Origin of the sequence: Rhizobium jaguaris (genome assembly GCF_003627755.1) — a bacterium.
Classification (GTDB): domain Bacteria; phylum Pseudomonadota; class Alphaproteobacteria; order Rhizobiales; family Rhizobiaceae; genus Rhizobium; species Rhizobium jaguaris.
In genome coordinates this window covers 1,432,500-1,449,951 of sequence record NZ_CP032695.1, presented here as the reverse complement: position 1 = coordinate 1,449,951, position 17,452 = coordinate 1,432,500, and the positions used below count along the sequence as shown (strand labels likewise).

At 60.6% G+C, this 17,452-nt stretch carries 13 protein-coding genes; 11 read left to right on the top strand and 2 right to left on the bottom strand.

Translation table 11 applies throughout. From position 1 onward, the window contains the following. Positions 1-8 precede the first annotated feature (8 nt). Positions 9-2,198, top strand: a complete 2,190-nt coding sequence (locus CCGE525_RS28995; protein ID WP_120707685.1) for a xanthine dehydrogenase family protein molybdopterin-binding subunit — start codon at positions 9-11, stop codon at positions 2,196-2,198. Positions 2,199-2,766: 568 nt separating this feature from the next. Here the strand turns inward: CCGE525_RS28995 and CCGE525_RS28990 are convergent. Continuing rightward, on the bottom strand, positions 2,767-3,684 hold the full coding sequence (locus CCGE525_RS28990; protein ID WP_120707684.1) for a DMT family transporter: 918 nt from the start codon (positions 3,682-3,684) through the stop codon (positions 2,767-2,769). A gap of 108 nt (positions 3,685-3,792) precedes the next feature. On the opposite strand from CCGE525_RS28990, the gene CCGE525_RS28985 reads away from it, so the two are divergent. Continuing rightward, a complete protein-coding gene (locus tag CCGE525_RS28985) occupies positions 3,793-4,668 on the top strand; it encodes a LysR substrate-binding domain-containing protein (protein ID WP_120707683.1) in 876 nt (291 codons plus the stop codon). Here CCGE525_RS28985 and CCGE525_RS28980 read toward each other — a convergent pair. Continuing rightward, positions 4,643-5,641, bottom strand: coding sequence for a GlxA family transcriptional regulator (locus CCGE525_RS28980; RefSeq protein WP_120707682.1), 999 nt, complete (start codon positions 5,639-5,641; stop codon positions 4,643-4,645). The genes CCGE525_RS28985 and CCGE525_RS28980 overlap by 26 nt on opposite strands. Before the next feature lie 98 nt (positions 5,642-5,739). Between CCGE525_RS28980 and bcoG the strand changes: the two genes are divergently transcribed. The 9 genes from bcoG to CCGE525_RS28935 all read left to right on the top strand — a co-directional run bounded on the left by bcoG (position 5,740) and on the right by CCGE525_RS28935 (position 17,433). Further along, positions 5,740-6,642 (top strand): 3-dehydrocarnitine:acetyl-CoA trimethylamine transferase BcoG, encoded by a 903-nt coding sequence (bcoG, locus tag CCGE525_RS28975; protein ID WP_120707681.1) that lies wholly within the window; start codon positions 5,740-5,742, stop codon positions 6,640-6,642. A 7-nt stretch (positions 6,643-6,649) separates the two neighbouring features. Next, positions 6,650-8,140 (top strand): carnitine 3-dehydrogenase, encoded by a 1,491-nt coding sequence (locus tag CCGE525_RS28970; RefSeq protein ID WP_120707680.1) that lies wholly within the window; start codon positions 6,650-6,652, stop codon positions 8,138-8,140. Positions 8,141-8,151: 11 nt separating this feature from the next. After that, positions 8,152-9,312, top strand: coding sequence for an acyl-CoA dehydrogenase family protein (locus CCGE525_RS28965; RefSeq protein WP_120707679.1), 1,161 nt, complete (start codon positions 8,152-8,154; stop codon positions 9,310-9,312). Positions 9,313-9,316: 4 nt separating this feature from the next. Further along, positions 9,317-11,374: an acetate--CoA ligase family protein gene (locus CCGE525_RS28960; RefSeq protein WP_120707678.1), complete on the top strand. Its 2,058-nt coding sequence runs from the start codon at positions 9,317-9,319 to the stop codon at positions 11,372-11,374. Between the two features lie 6 nt (positions 11,375-11,380). Then, entirely contained in the window at positions 11,381-12,163 is a 783-nt protein-coding gene (locus CCGE525_RS28955) for a carnitinyl-CoA dehydratase (RefSeq protein ID WP_120707677.1), read from the top strand. Positions 12,164-12,290: 127 nt separating this feature from the next. Then, positions 12,291-13,880, top strand: coding sequence for an ABC transporter substrate-binding protein (locus CCGE525_RS28950; protein WP_120707676.1), 1,590 nt, complete (start codon positions 12,291-12,293; stop codon positions 13,878-13,880). Between the two features lie 97 nt (positions 13,881-13,977). After that, positions 13,978-14,985, top strand: a complete 1,008-nt coding sequence (locus CCGE525_RS28945; protein ID WP_120707675.1) for an ABC transporter permease — start codon at positions 13,978-13,980, stop codon at positions 14,983-14,985. After that, on the top strand, positions 14,982-15,809 hold the full coding sequence (locus tag CCGE525_RS28940) for an ABC transporter permease (protein WP_120707674.1): 828 nt from the start codon (positions 14,982-14,984) through the stop codon (positions 15,807-15,809). The genes CCGE525_RS28945 and CCGE525_RS28940 overlap by 4 nt, the downstream gene beginning before the upstream one ends. Then, on the top strand, positions 15,802-17,433 hold the full coding sequence (locus tag CCGE525_RS28935) for an ABC transporter ATP-binding protein (protein WP_120707673.1): 1,632 nt from the start codon (positions 15,802-15,804) through the stop codon (positions 17,431-17,433). Before CCGE525_RS28940 ends, CCGE525_RS28935 begins: the two co-directional genes overlap by 8 nt. The last annotated feature ends 19 nt before the right edge of the window (positions 17,434-17,452 follow it).

Below are 17,452 nucleotides of genomic sequence, written 5' to 3'. Positions count from 1 at the left end.
AGTTGGCCATGCTGTTCAATAGCCCCGCCCCTCGCAACCCGATCGACAATGAGACCGTTGTTGGTCATCCCCATGTGCGCATCGACGGCCCGCTCAAGGTCTCGGGACAGGCGCGTTACGCCTATGAATACAATGACGAAATCCCGAACGCTGCTTATGGATTCATGCTCGGCGCCGGCATCGCCACCGGCTCGATCCGGTCGATCGATACGAAAGCGGCGGAGCGCGCTCCGGGCGTCCTGCTGGTCCTCACATACAAGAACGCCCCGAAGCAGGGCGACGATGGCGCGCCCCAGCTTCAGGGTACGGATATCAAGCATTATGACCAGGCCATCGCCTTCGTCGTCGCAGAAACCTTCGAGCAGGCCAGGGCCGCCGTGGGGATGATCAAGGTCGAATACAGCAAGAGCAGAGGCACCTTCGACCTCGGCGCGGTCAAAGACAGCGGCGAGGTGACGAGATACGCAGCGGATACCCACATGGGCGATTTCCAGAAGGCATTTTCGGCGGCGGCCGCGAGTGTCGACGTCACCTACACGACGCCAGATCAAAGCCACTCGATGATGGAGCCGCATGCCAGCATCGCGAAATGGGACGGTGACAAGCTGACGGTCTATACTTCGCATCAAATCATCCATTCGGCGCAGGCCAATATCGCCGATACATTCGGCATACCGCAGGACAATGTGCGGGTGGTGTCGGCTTATGTCGGCGGCGGCTTCGGCTCCAAACTGGTCGTCTATAGCGACCCCATCCTTGCGGCGATGGCGGCAAGACAATTGGGTCGTCCGGTGAAAGTGGCTCTCACCCGGCCGCAGATCTATAACCACACGACGCACCGGGCAGCGACAATTCAGCATCTGCGTCTGGGCGCTGGCGCTGATGGGCGACTGACGGCCGTCGGTCATCAGGTCTGGTGCGGCAACCAGGCTGGCCACGGTCCGGAAAATGCAGCGGCGCAGACCAAGCTGCTTTATCCCGGCGACAACAGGTGGATCGAAACGCGGTTGAGCAAGCTCGACCTGCCCATCGGTGCCGCCATGCGGGCCCCCGGCGAGGCAGCCGGACTCCTCGCCCTGGAATGCGCGATGGACGAGCTGGCCGAAAAACTCGATATCGACCCGGTGGAGCTGCGCATTCGCAACGATATCCAGCACGACCCCGAGGCTGGGCCGAGCAGGCCTTTTTCGACGCGAAAGCTGGTCCAATGTATGCAGACGGGTGCGGAACGCTTCGGATGGTCGAAGCGTAGCCCGAAACCCGGACAGGTGCGAGACGGCGAGTGGCTTGTCGGCATGGGTGTTGCCGCTGCCATCCGCAATAATCCGGTCCGGCCTTCAGGCGCCCGTGCCACGGTCGATCGCGACGGCATCCTGACCATAGAAACCCAGCAGACCGATATCGGTACGGGCAGCTACACCATCCTTGCCATGATCGGCGCCGAGATGCTCGGGCTGCCGGTGGAGGCAGTCCGGGTCAAGCTCGGCGACAGCGATTTCCCGGAGGCCGCGGGCTCCGGCGGCTCCTTCGGCGCGAATTCGTCCAGCACCGGCGTCTACTACACCTGCAGCGCCCTTCGGGACGAAATCGTCCGCCGATCCGGGCTGAACACTTCAGATGTATCCTTCTCGGATGGCTCTGTGATATCGCAGGGACACTCGATCCGTTTGGCTGATATCGCGGGCGACGCTGGGATATCCGTCGAAGAAAAGGCGGAATTCGGCGATCTGCAGAAGAAATTCGCACAGGCCGCCTTCGGCGCTCATTTCGCCGAAGTCGGCGTGGATATCGCAACCGGGGAAATCAGGGTCCGGCGCATGTTGAGCGTCTGTGCTGCCGGTCGCATCATCAACCCGGTAACGGCCCGCAGCCAATGCCTTGGCGGCATGACGATGGGAATAGGCGCGGCTCTGATGGAGGAATGCGTCGTTGACAAAAGATACGGTTACTTCGTCAACCATGACCTGGCGGAATATCAGGTGCCTGTTCATGCGGACATACCGGATCTCGACGTCGTGTTCCTCGATGAAGTCGACGATCAGTCATCGCCAATCCGCGCCAAAGGCCTCGGCGAACTGGGTATCTGCGGGGTCGGAGCTGCCGTGGCAAATGCCGTCTACAACGCTTGTGGCGTTCGGGTGCGAGACTATCCGCTGACGATGGACAAGATCATAGCTGGATTGCCCGCCATTGGATGATATATGCCGGGCTCGCTGGTAGCGCCTTATTCCTTCAATTCCCGCTCGAATTCTTCGATCTGCCTGAGAACCCACGGATCATCGGCGGAATATTGGACGGTCTCCCGCTCCGATTGCTTCCGCCGCCGCCCTAAGATCCAGTCAATTAAAGCGAGAAGCAGCCGCATTGCGCCCATCATATCGTTTGGGAATCTGAGAGGCCCGACCACCTGCCTCGTGAGCTATGTTGGCAGCCGAGCCTCGATCAGCCGCAAGGCGTTGCGGCGGTTGTCTATTTGCCTTTCACTAAATGAACGGTAGCTGAACATATATGCACTTTATAAGTGAATATTTATATTCATCGCAACGGACGAGCCTTTCGCCTCGCGACGCTGCAGGCGGCGTGGAAGACTGTGAACTTGGTCGCCCCCTGACCTCGCCGGCAAAATCGAGATGCGGCGCCGACTCCATGCCCTGGATGGGGATGACCTTCTCGAGCGCCGTGTCGTTGCCGGAGGTCATGTCGCTTTCATCGCCTTTGTGAAATCGAGGCTCAAGCCGCCATCTTTGCCGAGCCGAGGGCCGATGGTTAAAGCCTAACAGGCGGCTCACCGGTACGACGGCCCTGTCGCAGGTCGACGGCCGTGTGCCAGACGATCGTCGCAAAAATGATCGCACCGCCGACGAAAGTAGCCACGGGCGGCATTTCAGAAAAAAAGAGCCAGACCCAGAACGGAGTCAATACGATTTCCATGGAGCTGATGAGGGCCGCGTCGGCCGCCGGCATTTTTCTCGAACCGAAAAGGAAGAGGACGAAGGCCAGCGCGAAATTCGTCGCCCCAAAGGCTGCCAGCAAGAACCAATTGTTGACGTCCAGCGAGTTCGTCGCGGCGAAAGGGACGAAGACCGCGAATGTCAGGAAGCCGCTGACGACGCTCGACGGCAGGATCGGAATACTGCTGTCGATGCGCGGGATGACGATGATCAACGCGAAGCTGATTGTCATGCCTAGCGCCAGCAGATCGCCGACGCCGGTGCCGCCGCCAATCGAGGAAGCAACGATGACGGCGACGCCGATAAGACAGATGCCGCCGGCAATCAGCGTTCGCTTCGCCACGCGCTCCTTGAGTATCGTCCAGCTTAGGAAGGCTGCGATGAACGGTGCGGTCGCATAGATCATGGTCACATTGGCGACCGTCGTCATATAGAGCGCACCGATGAAGCAAGCCTGACAGATGGTCTGACAGGCAAGCATCGCCAGACCGGCAGGATGAAAAACCGAACTCCATTGGCGCCGCGAAAACCCACCTTCGAGGAAAAAGCTGGGGATCAGCAGGAACAGGCCGCCGAACAGTGACCGCCAAGCGATCGCCGTCCAAATGTCCGTGGTCAGGAGGCGTGCGTAGATGCCGCTGCAGCTCCACGCAAGCATTGCCGTAACCACGAGTACAACGCCCCTCTCATAGTCGCTGGCAAGAGCGGAGCGGGCCGGAAACTGGAATGTCATGTATGGACTCAGGAATGAATAGAAGGAACGTCCCTGTGTGCGCCGATATTTGACATCAGACAAACGAATAGTAGAGATAGGTGTCATCGGAAATTTTTGTGGCTTGTCATGCGCGAACCCATCGAAAGCGATTTACTCAGGACGTTTCTAGTTATTACCGAGACGTCGAATTTTTCCGTTGCCGCGCAACGCATCGGCCGCACGCAATCGGCCGTCAGTGCCCAGATCAAGCGCCTGGAGGAAATTGTCGGCGAAGCGCTGTTCGAAAGAAGCGCACGCGGGGTCGTGCTGACCCGGTCGGGAAATCAGTTGCTTCCCTATGCCCGGCGGATCGTCGACCTGCTGAACGAAGCAGCCGCGACGATCCGCACCAAGCCGTTGAATGGACCTGTCCGGATCGGAATTCCGGAAGAATACAGCCAGACCGTGCTGCCGGCGGCGCTTGCCGCCTTCGCCGTCCGGCACCCCGCCGTCGAAGTGACCGTGTCCTGTGACTATACCGCTCGAAATCTCGCCGCCCTGGAGAAGGACGAACTTGATCTTGCCGTCGTCTTCGACTGGAGCAAGCATTCCAATGGCGAGGTACTCTGCGTCGATCCGACCGTCTGGGTGACCTCGCTGGTACATCGCTTACATGATGCGACGCCGCTGCCGGTTGCCACATACCGAAACTCGACCTGGGCGCGCGACTTTGCCCTGCGGTCGCTGGAGCAGCAGGCCCGGCCCTATCGCATCGCCTTCATCGCCGACACCAGTTCTGGCCTGAAAAACGCCGTTTCCGCCGGCCTCGCCGTCACGACGCTTTCTCGGAGCAACATCCCGCATGGTTGCCGGGAGCTGACGAGCGACGACGGCTTTCCGCCCGTCGACTCTTCGCGTGTCGTGCTGCGCCGCAATCCTTATCATTCCAGCGAGGCGATCCAAGAGCTCGCGGAAATGGTGCGGGAGGCCTTTCAGCCTATGTCGGCTCTGCTGCAGTCGTAGCGCGCCCGCGCAGGCGCCGCCGCGTGCCGGATGGACTTTCCGAAAAGCTGGCGCGATAGCTGCGGGAAAAGGCCGAGGCCGAGTTGAAGCCGGTCGCCGCGGCGATCTCTGCGAACGAATCCTTTGTCTCGATTACCTTGCGTCGTGCAGCGTTGAGCCGAAGAGCCAGATAATGCACGTGCGGAGGCGCACCGATGCTTTCCTGAAAGAGCGCCTGGAGATGACGGGCACTGACGCCGATGCGCCGCGCCAGGCGTGTCAGGATCAGCGGTTGCTCGATGTTTTCCTCCATCAGCCGCACGGCCTGCGCGACGCGCGGGTCGCGCATGCGCAAGCCGGCCGTCGACGGCGAAAGTTCTGCTGCGCTCTGCGTATTGGCCGGCTCGTAGATGAAAAGCCGGCTGACTTCCAGCGCGAGTGAATAGCCTTGCCGCCGCCGGATGATTTCCAGCATCAGGTCGACGGTCGGCAATGAGCCGGCGGTGGTGATGCGCTTGCCATCGATCACGAAACGGTCCTTGACGGCACGCACCTGCGGATAGGCCAGCGCGAAATCCTCGAAATCCTCCCAATGGACAGCCGCCGACACATTGTCGAGAAGGCTTGCTTCCGCGAGCAGCCAGCTGCCGGATTCGATGCCCGCCATCATCGAACGATAGCGTGCTGTCTGCGACAATTGCATCTTCAGCGCCTGAGTCGCGCTGCGCCGCCAATTATAGCTCGCGAGCACGAAGAGCGGAGCGGAGTCGACGGTGGGCCTGAATCCGCCGGAAGCTGGAACTGGAATGTGGCTCGTCGTTTCGACGGGCGAGCCATCAGGTGTAAACAAACGCCAGCGATAGATTTCGGCTCCGGAAATGCGATTGGCGCCGCGCAACGGTTCGATCACTGAAGCGATCAGAATCAGGTTCGTTTCGGGAAGCACCAGCAGATCGATGTCGAGCGGCGTGTTGGATGAAGTCAGCACAGGCATCCTCCGATAATTCCGATAATGTATCGTCTGCTTCCGGAAATGCAAAGCATGGAAACGCCGCTTGTCTCGTAATGCCCTCAATACGAGGGAGAACAAAAATGCCTCTTGCGATGAACCGCGATGTCTTCATCACCTGTGCCGTCACCGGCGCCGGCGACACGGTTTCGAAATCCGGCCATGTTCCGATCACGCCCAAGCAGATCGCGGAATCGGCGATCGATGCCGCCAAAGCGGGCGCAGCAGTGGTTCACTGCCATGTCCGCGATCCCGAAACCGGCGCTGCCAGCCGCCGCAACGATCTCTACAAGGAAGTGACAGACCGCATTCGCTCTGCCGATGTCGATGTCGTGCTCAATCTGACTGCCGGCATGGGCGGCGACCTGATCTTCGGCGATGTTGAACGCCCCCTTCCCCTGAACGATCGAGGCACAGATATGGCCGGCGCCTCCGAGCGCGTCAGCCACGTTGCCGAATGCTTGCCGGAAATCTGTACGCTCGATTGCGGCACGATGAATTTCAGTCTCGGCGACTATGTGATGACCAATACGCCATCCATGCTGCGCGCAATGGCGAAAAAGATGACGGACCTCGGCGTGCGTCCCGAGATCGAAGCCTTCGATACCGGTCATCTCTGGTTTGCCAAACAGCTTGCCGAGGAGGGTCTGATTGAGGACCCCATCCTCATCCAGCTCTGCATGGGCATCCCTTGGGGAGCGCCCGATGACCTCAACACCTTCATGGCGATGGTCAATAACGTTCCCTCGAGCTGGACCTTCTCGGCCTTTTCTATCGGCCGCAACGCCATGGCCTACCCGGCTGCGGCCGTGCTTGCCGGCGGCAATGTCCGCGTCGGGCTTGAGGACAATCTCTATGCCGGAAAGGGCATGCTCGCCACCAACGCCCAGCTCGTCGAAAAGGCGGTGCAGGTCGTCGAAGGCATGGGTGCGCGCATCATCGGCCCTGAGGATGTCCGCAAGAAACTGAAACTGACGAAGCGCTGAGGCCCCGATGACCAGGATCAACAAGGCGGCCTGCATCGGCGGCGGCGTCATCGGCGGCGGATGGATCGCTCGCTTCCTGCTGGCGGGCATCGACGTCGATGTCTTCGACCCCCATCCCGAAGCAACCCGCATCGTCGGTGAAGTGCTGGCGAACGCGGAAAAGGCCTATGCGATGCTGACCGGGGCGCCGCTTCCGCAGCGCGGCAAGCTCACCTTTCGCGTGACGCTGGAGCAAGCCGTTGCCGATGCTGACTGGATCCAGGAAAGCGTGCCCGAGCGGCTTGATCTCAAGCGTAAAGTCCTGACGCAGATCGATGCGGCAGCAAGGCCGGATGCCCTGATCGGCTCATCGACCTCCGGCCTGTTGCCGACCGATCTGCAACGCGACATGCGCCATCCGGAACGTCTCTTCGTCGCGCATCCCTATAACCCCGTCTATCTGCTGCCGCTCGTCGAAATCGTCGGGGGCGAAAAGACTTCGATGGAAACGATCAAGGCGGCCATGGAACGGCTGCCGCCGATCGGCATGAAGGGCGTGCACATCGCCAAGGAGATCGAAGCTTTCGTGGGCGATCGCCTGTTGGAGGCCCTCTGGCGCGAGGCGCTCTGGCTGATCAAGGACGACATCTGCACCGTCGAAACACTGGATGACGTCATCCGCTATTCCTTCGGCCTGCGCTGGGCGCAGATGGGTCTCTTCCAGACCTATCGCATTGCCGGCGGCGAAGCGGGCATGCGGCACTTCCTCGCGCAGTTCGGCCCGGCCCTGCAATGGAACTGGACGAAGCTGATGGATGTCGTCGACCTCGACGATGCTCTCGTCGAAAAGATCGGTCAGCAGTCGGACGAGCAAGCGGATGGATTATCGATCCGCGAGCTGGAGCGCATTCGCGACGAAAATCTCGTCGGCATCCTGCAGACGCTGAAGGGCAGCCATGGCGGCAAGGGCTGGGGTGCAGGCAAACTGCTTAAGGATTTCGAGCAGGGCCTCTGGGCGTCCGCCGGAGACGACAAAAAGCTGGTGGATGTCGCGCAGCCATTGCGGCTTATCGAAACGAAAGTCAGCCCGGCATGGGTGGATTACAATGGCCATATGACCGAGCACCGCTATCTGCAGGTGTTCGGCGATACGTCGGATGCGCTGCTGCGGCTGATCGGCGTAGACTTCGCCTATGTCGAACGCGGTCACAGCTATTACACCGTCGAGACGCATATTCGCCATCTCGGCGAAGCCAAGCTCGGCCAGGCGATCCATTCGACTTGCCAGCTTCTATCAGCCGATGAAAAGCGGCTGCATGTGTTCCACACGATCTGCGATACGGCAACGGGCGAAACGATCGCCACTGCCGAACATATGCTGCTGCATGTCGATGCCAAGGCCGGAAAAGCCGCGCCTGCACCGGAGGAGGTGCTGAGCAAAGTCAGGTCCATTGTTAAGGCCCATGCAAAACTGCCTGTGCCTGAAGGCGTCGGGCGTCATGTCGGACAAAAACGCTAGGAGGAAGCGTCATGAATTTCGGGCTCGATGAAGAACAGGAGATGATCGTCAAGACAGTCCGCGATTTCGTCGAAGCGGAAATCTATCCGCATGAGAACGAGGTCGATCGCACCGGCATAGTCCCGCCGGAACTTGCCCAGGGGATCCGGCGCAAATGCATCGACCTCGGTTTTTATGCGTGTAATTTTCCCGAGGAGATCGGCGGCGCCGGCCTCGACCATGTGACCTTCACGCTTGTCGAGCGTGAGCTCGGCCGCGGCTCGATGGGGCTCACCGTCTTTTTCGGCCGCCCTTCCGGAATTCTGATGGCCTGCGAAGGCGAGCAACGCGGTAGATATCTGCTGCCGGCCGTACGCGGCGAGAAGATTGACGCGCTGGCCATCACCGAGCCCGATGCCGGCTCCGACATGCGTGGCATGAAATGCGCCGCACGGCAGGATGGCGGCGATTTCGTTCTGAACGGCACCAAGCATTTCATCTCCCACGCCGATGTCGCCGATTTCGTCATCGTCTTTGCCGCCACTGGCGAGGAGGAAACGCCGAAGGGCGTGAAGAAGAAGATTACGGCTTTTCTGGTCGATCGCGGCACGCCGGGGTTCGAGATCCTCAAAGGCTATGACTCGGTTTCCCATCGCGGCTATCACAATGTCATCCTGAGCTTCACGGACTGCCGTCTGCCCAAATCCCAGGTGCTTGGCGAGGTGCATCGCGGCTTCGATATCGCCAATGAATGGCTTTACGGCACGCGGCTGACAGTCGCAGCGACCTGCGTCGGGCGGGCTCGGCGCGTCTTCGACCTGGCCCTGCCTTATGCGGCGGAGCGCAAACAATTTGGCCGGCCGATCGGCGCCAATCAGGGCGTGTCGTTCAAGCTGGCTGACATGATCACGGAAATCGACGCCGCCGACCTGCTGACCCTATCCGCCGCTTGGCGGCTCGACGCCGGTCTTCCCGCCAATCGCGAAATCGCATCGGCCAAGCTCTATGCCTCCGAAATGCTTGCCCGCGTCACTGACGAGGCGATCCAGATCTTCGGCGGCATGGGGTTGATGGACGACCTGCCGCTTGCCCGCTTCTGGCGCGATGCCCGTGTCGAACGCATCTGGGACGGAACCTCGGAAATCCAGCGGCACATCATCAGCCGCGATCTGCTTCGGCCGTACGGAGCGTGATTGGATGAAACAACGCCCGCTCGATCGCCTGATCAGACCGCAAACGATCGCCGTCTTCGGCGGCCGTGAGGCGCGCCGGGTCATCGAACAATGCGATCGGATGGGTTTTGCCGGGGACATCTGGCCGGTGCATCCGACGCTCGACACCGTGCTGGGACGCCGCTGCTATCGATCGGTGGAAGATCTGCCCGCCGCGCCGGATGCCGCCTTCGTCGGCGTCAACCGACTGCTGACCATCGATATCGTGCGTACCCTCTCAGCGAGGGGTGCCGGTGGCGCCGTCTGCTACGCGTCCGGCTTCAGCGAAGCGGTCGCCGAACTGGCGGATGGCGTCGCGCTGCAGGAGGCGTTGGTCAGTGCAGCCGGCGACATGCCGATCATCGGGCCGAATTGTTATGGCGTGATCAACGGACTGGACGGCGCCTTGCTCTGGCCCGACCAGCACGGAATGGTACGTGTGGAACGTGGCGTTGCCATTCTCACCCAATCCTCCAACATCGCCATCAATCTTTCCATGCAGAAGCGCGGCCTGCCCATCAGCTATCTGATGACGGCGGGCAACCAGGCGCAGACCGGGTTATCGGATCTTGCCCTCGCCGTCCTCGAAGACCCCCGCGTTACGGCAATCGGCCTTCATATCGAAGGTTTCGGCAACGTCCAGACACTTCAAAAACTTGCCACGCGTGCGAGGGAACTGCGAAAGCCCGTCGTCGCTCTGAAGGTCGGCAAATCCGAACAGGCACAGCGCGCGGCTGTTTCACATACGGCATCCCTCGCCGGCAGCGATGCAGTCGCCGATGCGGTTCTCGCCCGTCTCGGTATCGGCCGAGTCGCAACGCTTCCGGAACTGATCGAAACGCTGAAACTGCTGCACGTGACCGGCCCGCTCACAAGCAACGCAATTTCGTCGATGAGCTGTTCCGGTGGCGAAGCCTCATTGATGGCCGATGCTGCGACCGGCCGGGCCGTCGATTTTCGCGCTCTGAAACCGGAGCAACTGCCTGCCTTGCGGCGCAGTCTCGGCGAGATGGTCACCCTATCTAACCCTCTCGACTATCACACCTTCGTTTGGGGCGATCTTTCCCGCCAAACGGAAGCCTTCACCGCCATGTTTAAAGGCGACTATGCATTCAATCTGATCGTCCTCGATTTTCCACGGGACGATCGTTGCGATGCAGCGGACTGGATGACGACGATCGCCGCCGTCGCGGCAGCGGCCAAGCGCACCGGCGCCCGTGCGGGCATCCTGGCGACGCTGCCGGAAAACATGCCGGAAGCGATCGCCTTGCGGCTGATGCAGGATGGCATAGTGCCTCTCTGCGGCATCAGCGAAGCGATTGCAGCGGCCGAGGTTGCAAGTCGGATCGGCTTGGCATGGCATGCTCGCGCACCGCTGCCCCTGCTTGATAGTCCTCTGGTCCCAGGCGAGATCGAAACCCTGAGTGAGGCGGCGGCCAAGGCGGAGCTATCCGCCGCCGGGCTCACCATTCCACTGGGAGCAACGGCATCCAGTCCAGGTGACGTAGCGGAGCAGGCGCAACGCATCGGTTTTCCTGTCGCCCTGAAGGCGTTGGGCCTCGAACACAAGTCCGAGGTTGGAGCGGTCGTACTCAACCTCCGGGATGTGGAGGCGGTGCGAAACGCGGCAGAGCGCATGGCCTCGATCGCCTCCGGATACCTGGTCGAACGCATGATCGAGCGCCCCGTCGCCGAGTTGATCGTCGGTGCCGTGCGCGATCCCGTCGTCGGATTGACATTGACGGTCGGCGCGGGCGGAATTCTGGTGGAATTGCTCGAAGATTCCGTCATTTTGCCTCTTCCAGTGACGAAGGCGGACGTCCTGGAAGCCATTTCGCGGCTGAAGGTTAGGAAATTGATCGAAGGCTATCGCGGCGCGGCGAAGGGCAACCTCGATATAGTTGCGGACGCCGTCGTATCGGCGGCAGAATATGTCGTAAAAAACGCCGCGCGACTTGAGGAACTGGACATTAATCCATTGATGGTTCTGCCTGAAAATCGTGGCGTCGTCGCCGCAGACGCGCTCATCCGGCGAAGGAGGTAGCGGAAGTTGCAAAGCCCCATCCGCATCAGGCGTGACAACAGTATCTTGGAGGTCATCATTGACCGGCCGAAGGCGAACGCCATCGACCTTGCGACAAGCCGCGAGATGGGCCTGATCTTCCGCGATTTCCGTGATGATCCCGAGCTGCGCGTCGCGATCGTTTCGGGCGCCGGCGAGAAGTTCTTTTCGGCCGGTTGGGATTTGAAGGCGGCTGCCGCCGGCGACGCGGTCGATGGCGACTACGGCGTCGGCGGTTTCGGCGGCCTGCAGGAACTTCGCAATCTCAACAAGCCCGTGATTTGCGCCGTCAACGGTATCTGCTGCGGCGGCGGCCTGGAGATTGCCCTTTCCACCGATCTGATCATCGCCGCCGAGCATGCGACCTTCGCCCTTCCGGAGATCCGCTCCGGGACTGTCGCGGACGCCGCATCGATCAAATTGCCGAAGCGCATTCCCTATCATATCGCCATGGACATGCTCCTGACCGGCCGCTGGCTTGACGTCGCCGAGGCTCATCGCTGGGGCTTCGTCAATGAGATCGTCGCCGCGGACCGATTGATGGACCGGGCATGGGAACTCGCCCGGCTTCTCGAAAGCGGGCCGCCGCTTGTCTACGCAGCCATCAAGGAAATCGTGCGCGAAGCGGAGGGAACGACGTTTCAGACTGCCATGAACAAGATCACCAAACGGCAGTTTGCGACGGTTGATGCCCTCTATTCGAGCGAGGATCAATTGGAAGGAGCAAGGGCTTTCGCAGAGAAGCGAACACCAATCTGGAAAGGAAAGTGAGAAGGCGGCGACAACCGCATTATTTTCCCGCATGATCGCGGGCAAACAGGCTTCCGGCGGAGAGGAAACCGCATCCGAAGTCTTGCCCGAGAGTTCTATCAACGCATCAAGAAGAAGGAACAGGGGAATGAAAGACTACACGAAACACTTGGCGAGCCGTGTGACCTCGGGCGGATTGAGCCGTCGCGAATTCATGGGACGTGCCATGGCGGCCGGCATGACATTGGCCCTTGCCGACCAGCTTTTCACCGAAAGCGCCATGGCAGCCGAACCGAAACGCGGCGGCCATCTGAAACTCGGACTTGAAGGCGGTGCCGCCACCGATTCCAAGGACCCGGCAAAGTTCCTGTCGCAGTTCATGTTCTGCGTCGGCCGTTGCTGGGGCGACATGCTGGTCGAATCCCATCCGCTGACCGGTGCGGCCGTTCCGGCGCTCGCCGAATCCTGGGAGCCGTCGAAGGATGCCGCCACGTGGACCTTCAAAATCCGCAAGGGCGTCAAGTTCCACAACGGCAAAGATCTGACCATCGACGACGTCGTTGCCACATTGAACCGCCACACGGACAGCAAGTCGGAATCCGGCGCGCTCGGCGTCATGAAGTCGATCAAGGAGATCAAGGCCGATGGTGATAACCTCGTCCTGACCCTAACCGAAGGCAACGCCGACATGCCGTTGCTGCTCTCCGATTACCATCTCGTCATCCAGCCGAACGGCGGCAAAGACGATCCCCTCGCTTCGATCGGTACAGGTCCCTACAAGCTCGTCAGTTTCGAGCCCGGCGTGCGCGCCACCTTCGAGAGGAACAAGGACGATTGGCGTACCGATCGCGGTTTCGTCGACTCGGTCGAAATCATCGGCATGAATGATGCGACTGCGCGTATTGCCGCCCTGTCGTCGGGTCAGGTGCATTACATCAACCGCGTCGATCCGAAGACCGTGGACCTGTTGAAGCGCGCACCCAATGTCGAAATCCTGTCGACCGCCGGCCGCGGGCATTACGTGTTCATCATGCATTGCAACACCGCACCGTTCGACAATAACGACCTTCGCCTGGCGCTGAAATATGCCATGGACCGCGAAACCATGGTGAAGAAGATCCTCGGCGGCTACGGCAAGGTCGGCAACGACTTCCCGATCAACAGCACCTATGCCCTCTTCCCCGAAGGCATCGAGCAGCGTGTCTACGATCCCGACAAGGCCGCCTTCCACTACAAGAAGTCCGGCCACAGCGGCTCCGTGCTGTTGCGCACCTCGGAAGTCGCCTTCCCGGGTGCCGTCGACGCCGCCGTCCTCTATCAGGAAAGCTGCAAGAAGGCCGGCATCAACATCGAGGTCAAGCGCGAGCCGGGCGATGGCTACTGGACCAACGTCTGGAATGTCCAGCCTTTCTCCACCTCCTATTGGGGCGGCCGGCCGACGCAGGATCAGATGTATTCCACCGCCTATCTCTCGACGGCCGACTGGAACGACACTCGCTTCAAGCGTCCGGACTTCGACAAGCTTCTTCTCCAGGCGCGCTCTGAACTCGACGAGGCCAAGCGCAAGGAGCTTTACCGCACCATGGCGATGATGGTCCGGGACGAGGGCGGCGTCATTCTGCCGATGTTCAACGACTTCGTGAATGCCTCCACCAAGCAGGTGAAGGGCTATGTTCATGACATCGGCAACGACATGTCGAACGGCTACGTCGCCACCCGCGTCTGGCTGGAGTCCTGATGCCCAAAGCAGGGCGGAAACGCCCTCATCTCTAACGGAACCGGGATCGCGGAAAACCTTCGCGGTCCTCCTGACGTTTCAGCGCGAGGCATCAGCCATGTCCGATTTACAACCCAGCACAGTCCTGCCCGGATTGCGGTTCAATCAGCGTTTTCCGCTGCTGTCCCTCATTATCGAGCGCTTCTTGCTCAGCCTCGTGCTGCTTTTCGCGGTCTCGGTCCTGATCTTCGGCGGCCTTGAAGCCTTGCCGGGCGATTTCGCGACGACCTATCTCGGCCAGTCGGCAACACCGCAAGCCGTCGCCAATATCCGCGCCGAACTCGGCCTCAATCGGCCCGTCACCACTCGCTACGTCGAATGGCTCGGCAATGCGGTCCAGGGGAATTTTGGCACATCCTGGGCCAGCAAGAATTCCGTCAGCGAACAGATCGGCAAACGTCTCGGCAATTCGCTATTCCTTGCAGCCTGTGCCGCGGTCATCTCGGTGCCGCTCGCAGTCGGGCTCGGCATGCTGGCCGTGCATTTTCGAAACCGTTTGCCTGACAAGATCATCAACGTGATCTCGCTGGCGGCGATCTCGCTGCCGGAGTTCTTCATCGGCTATCTGCTTATCCTGTTTTTCGGGGTGAAATTCGGGATCGCGACATTCCCAGCGACCGTCTATGACGGTATGGCCTTCGTCGATCGGCTGAAGGCCATTGCCCTGCCGACGGCGACGTTGGTGCTCGTCGTTCTCGCCCATATGATGCGCATGACACGGGCCGCCATCCTCTCGGTGATGTCGTCCGCCTATATGGAAACAGCGGAATTGAAGGGCCTCAGCGCCTTTCGCGCGATCGTCAAACATGCCGCCCCCAATGCTCTGGCGCCGATCATCAACGTTGTGGCACTGAACCTCGCCTATCTGATCGTCGGCGTCGTGGTGGTGGAAGTGGTCTTCGTCTATCCCGGTATGGGCCAGTATATGGTCGATGCCGTCACCGTGCGCGACATGCCGGTGGTCCAGGCCTGCGGACTGATCTTCGCCGCCGTCTACATCCTGCTCAACATGGTTGCCGATGTCCTGGCGATCGTCGCCAACCCGCGCCTGAGGCATCCGCGATGAGATTGAGAGACATCCCCATCACCGCCTGGGTCGGCATCATCGGAATTCTGCTGGCCTTCATCTGTGCGATCTTTGCGCCCCTGATCGCGCCCTACGGCGAAACCGAGGTCGTCGGCAACGTCTGGCAGGCGGCCGACGCGCAGTATTTCTTCGGTCTCGACAATCTCGGCCGCGATATCCTGTCGCGGTTGATCTACGGCGCCCGCACCACTTTATTCGTGGCGCTGGCGGCGACGATCATTTCGTTTTCGCTCGGCATCATCCTCAGCTTCACTGCCGCCGTCTCGCGCGGATTGGTCGACACGGTCTTCTCGCGTTTCAACGACCTGATGATGTCGATCCCGACCTTGATCTTCGCACTCGTGGTGCTGGCCGTGCTGCCGCAGAATCTTGTCGTGCTCATCCTCGTCATGGCGATCCTCGATTCCACGCGCGTCTTTCGCCTTGGCCGCGCAGTCGCGCTGGATGTGGCAGTGATGGAGTTCGTGGAGGCGGCTAAATTGCGCGGTGAAGGCAAGGTCTGGATCATCTTCCGTGAAATCCTGCCGAACACGCTCTCGCCATTGCTGGCGGAATTCGGCCTGCGTTTTGCTTTTTCGATCCTGTTCCTCTCGACGCTGTCCTTCCTCGGGCTCGGCATCCAGCCGCCGTCGGCCGATTGGGGCGGCATGGTCAAGGATAACAAGGACGGCATCATCTTCGGCGTCTCCGCCGCTCTTGTGCCGGGCGCCGCGATCGCGGCGCTGGCAGTCTGTGTCAATCTGGTGGTCGACTGGCTCCTGAAGCGCACCTCCAGCCTTAAGGGAGGACGTGGCGATGCCTGAGCTTCTTTCCGTTCGCAATCTCAAGATCGAAGCGACAAGCTATCCGCCCGGCGAGCCGCCGAAAAAGGTCACGATCGTCAACGATGTCTCCTTCGATCTCAAAAAGGGCAAGGTGCTCGGCCTGATCGGCGAGTCCGGCGCCGGCAAGTCCACCATCGGCCTCTCGGCGCTTGCCTATGGCCGCGGCGGCGCGGAGATCACCGGCGGCACGGTGCTGCTCGACGGCGTCGATATTCTTCCGCTTGGCAAATCGGGCATCCGCAGGATTCGCGGGGCGCGCGTCTGCTATGTCGCGCAATCGGCTGCGGCCGCCTTCAATCCGGCCCACAAGCTGGGCGAACAGGTGATCGAAGCCTCCGTCAAGCATGGGTTGATGACGAAGGATGAGGCGAGGAAGCGTGCACTTTACCTCTTCCGGGTCCTCGGCCTGCCCAATCCCGAGACCTTCGGCGATCGCTTTCCCCACCAGGTCTCGGGCGGCCAGCTTCAGCGCGCGATGACAGCGATGGCGCTCTGCTCCAATCCCGAATTGATCGTCTTTGATGAACCTACCACCGCGCTCGACGTGACGACGCAGATCGACGTCCTGGCGGCGATCAAACACGCCATCGAGGAGACCCATACGGCAGCACTCTACATCACGCACGACCTTGCCGTCGTCGCGCAGATCTCCGATGACATCATGGTGTTGCGGCACGGCAGACAAGTGGAATGCGGCCCAGTACAGCAGATCATCGAGGCGCCTCGGGAAGACTATACCCGCGCCCTCGTCAATGTCCGCCAGACCGCGCGGGAAGAGGCGGCAGATCAATCCAACACCCTTCTGAAGGTTGAGAATATCAGTGCCGAATATTCGAACGGCTTCAAAGTGTTGCACGATGTTTCTCTACATGTACCAAAAGGTCAGACACTTGCCATTGTGGGTGAATCCGGCTCCGGAAAATCAACGCTCGCACGCGTTATCACCGGATTGCTGCCGCCCAGCGACGGCAGGATTTCCTTTGACAACAAATCGCTCACTCCGGCCCTCAAAAACCGCTCGCGCAATGAGCTGCGACGCATTCAACTGATCTACCAGATGGCCGATACCGCCATGAACCCCCGACAGACCGTGCGCGATATCATCGGCCGTCCCCTCACCTTCTATTATGGCTTGCGGGGCGCAGCAAAGACGGCGCGGGTGAAGGAGCTGCTCGATGAGATCGAGATGGGCAATGGTTTCATCGACCGTTATCCGGCCGAGCTTTCCGGAGGCCAGAAACAGCGCGTCGCGATTGCACGCGCTCTTGCAGCCAAACCGGAACTGATCCTCTGCGACGAGCCTACCTCGGCGCTCGATCCGCTCGTTGCCGAAGGCATCCTGAAACTGCTCATGCGGCTCCAGGAGGAATCCCAGCTCTCCTACATCTTCATTACGCACGATATCGCCATCGTGCGTGCCATCGCCGACAGTGTCGCGGTCATGCATCGCGGCAGGCTCGTGCGCTTCGGGCCGAAATCGAAAGTGCTTTCGCCGCCGTTCGACGACTACACGGATCTGCTGCTGAAATCAGTGCCGGAAATGGAGATCGGCTGGCTGGAGCGGGTGCTGACGACAAGAAAGATGGAGAGTGCTGGAAATTGATGTTGTGATCTTTGACCAT

Coding starts and splice junctions, on each gene's coding strand:
- CCGE525_RS28935 (WP_120707673.1), top strand. CDS start 15,802: ATGCCTGAGCTTCTTTCCGTTCGCAATCTCAAGATCGAAGCGACAAGC.
- bcoG (WP_120707681.1), top strand. CDS start 5,740: ATGCCTCTTGCGATGAACCGCGATGTCTTCATCACCTGTGCCGTCACC.
- CCGE525_RS28950 (WP_120707676.1), top strand. CDS start 12,291: ATGAAAGACTACACGAAACACTTGGCGAGCCGTGTGACCTCGGGCGGA.
- CCGE525_RS28965 (WP_120707679.1), top strand. CDS start 8,152: ATGAATTTCGGGCTCGATGAAGAACAGGAGATGATCGTCAAGACAGTC.
- CCGE525_RS28985 (WP_120707683.1), top strand. CDS start 3,793: ATGCGCGAACCCATCGAAAGCGATTTACTCAGGACGTTTCTAGTTATT.
- CCGE525_RS28970 (WP_120707680.1), top strand. CDS start 6,650: ATGACCAGGATCAACAAGGCGGCCTGCATCGGCGGCGGCGTCATCGGC.
- CCGE525_RS28945 (WP_120707675.1), top strand. CDS start 13,978: ATGTCCGATTTACAACCCAGCACAGTCCTGCCCGGATTGCGGTTCAAT.
- CCGE525_RS28940 (WP_120707674.1), top strand. CDS start 14,982: ATGAGATTGAGAGACATCCCCATCACCGCCTGGGTCGGCATCATCGGA.
- CCGE525_RS28960 (WP_120707678.1), top strand. CDS start 9,317: ATGAAACAACGCCCGCTCGATCGCCTGATCAGACCGCAAACGATCGCC.
- CCGE525_RS28995 (WP_120707685.1), top strand. CDS start 9: ATGCTGTTCAATAGCCCCGCCCCTCGCAACCCGATCGACAATGAGACC.
- CCGE525_RS28990 (WP_120707684.1), bottom strand. CDS start 3,684: ATGACATTCCAGTTTCCGGCCCGCTCCGCTCTTGCCAGCGACTATGAG.
- CCGE525_RS28980 (WP_120707682.1), bottom strand. CDS start 5,641: ATGCCTGTGCTGACTTCATCCAACACGCCGCTCGACATCGATCTGCTG.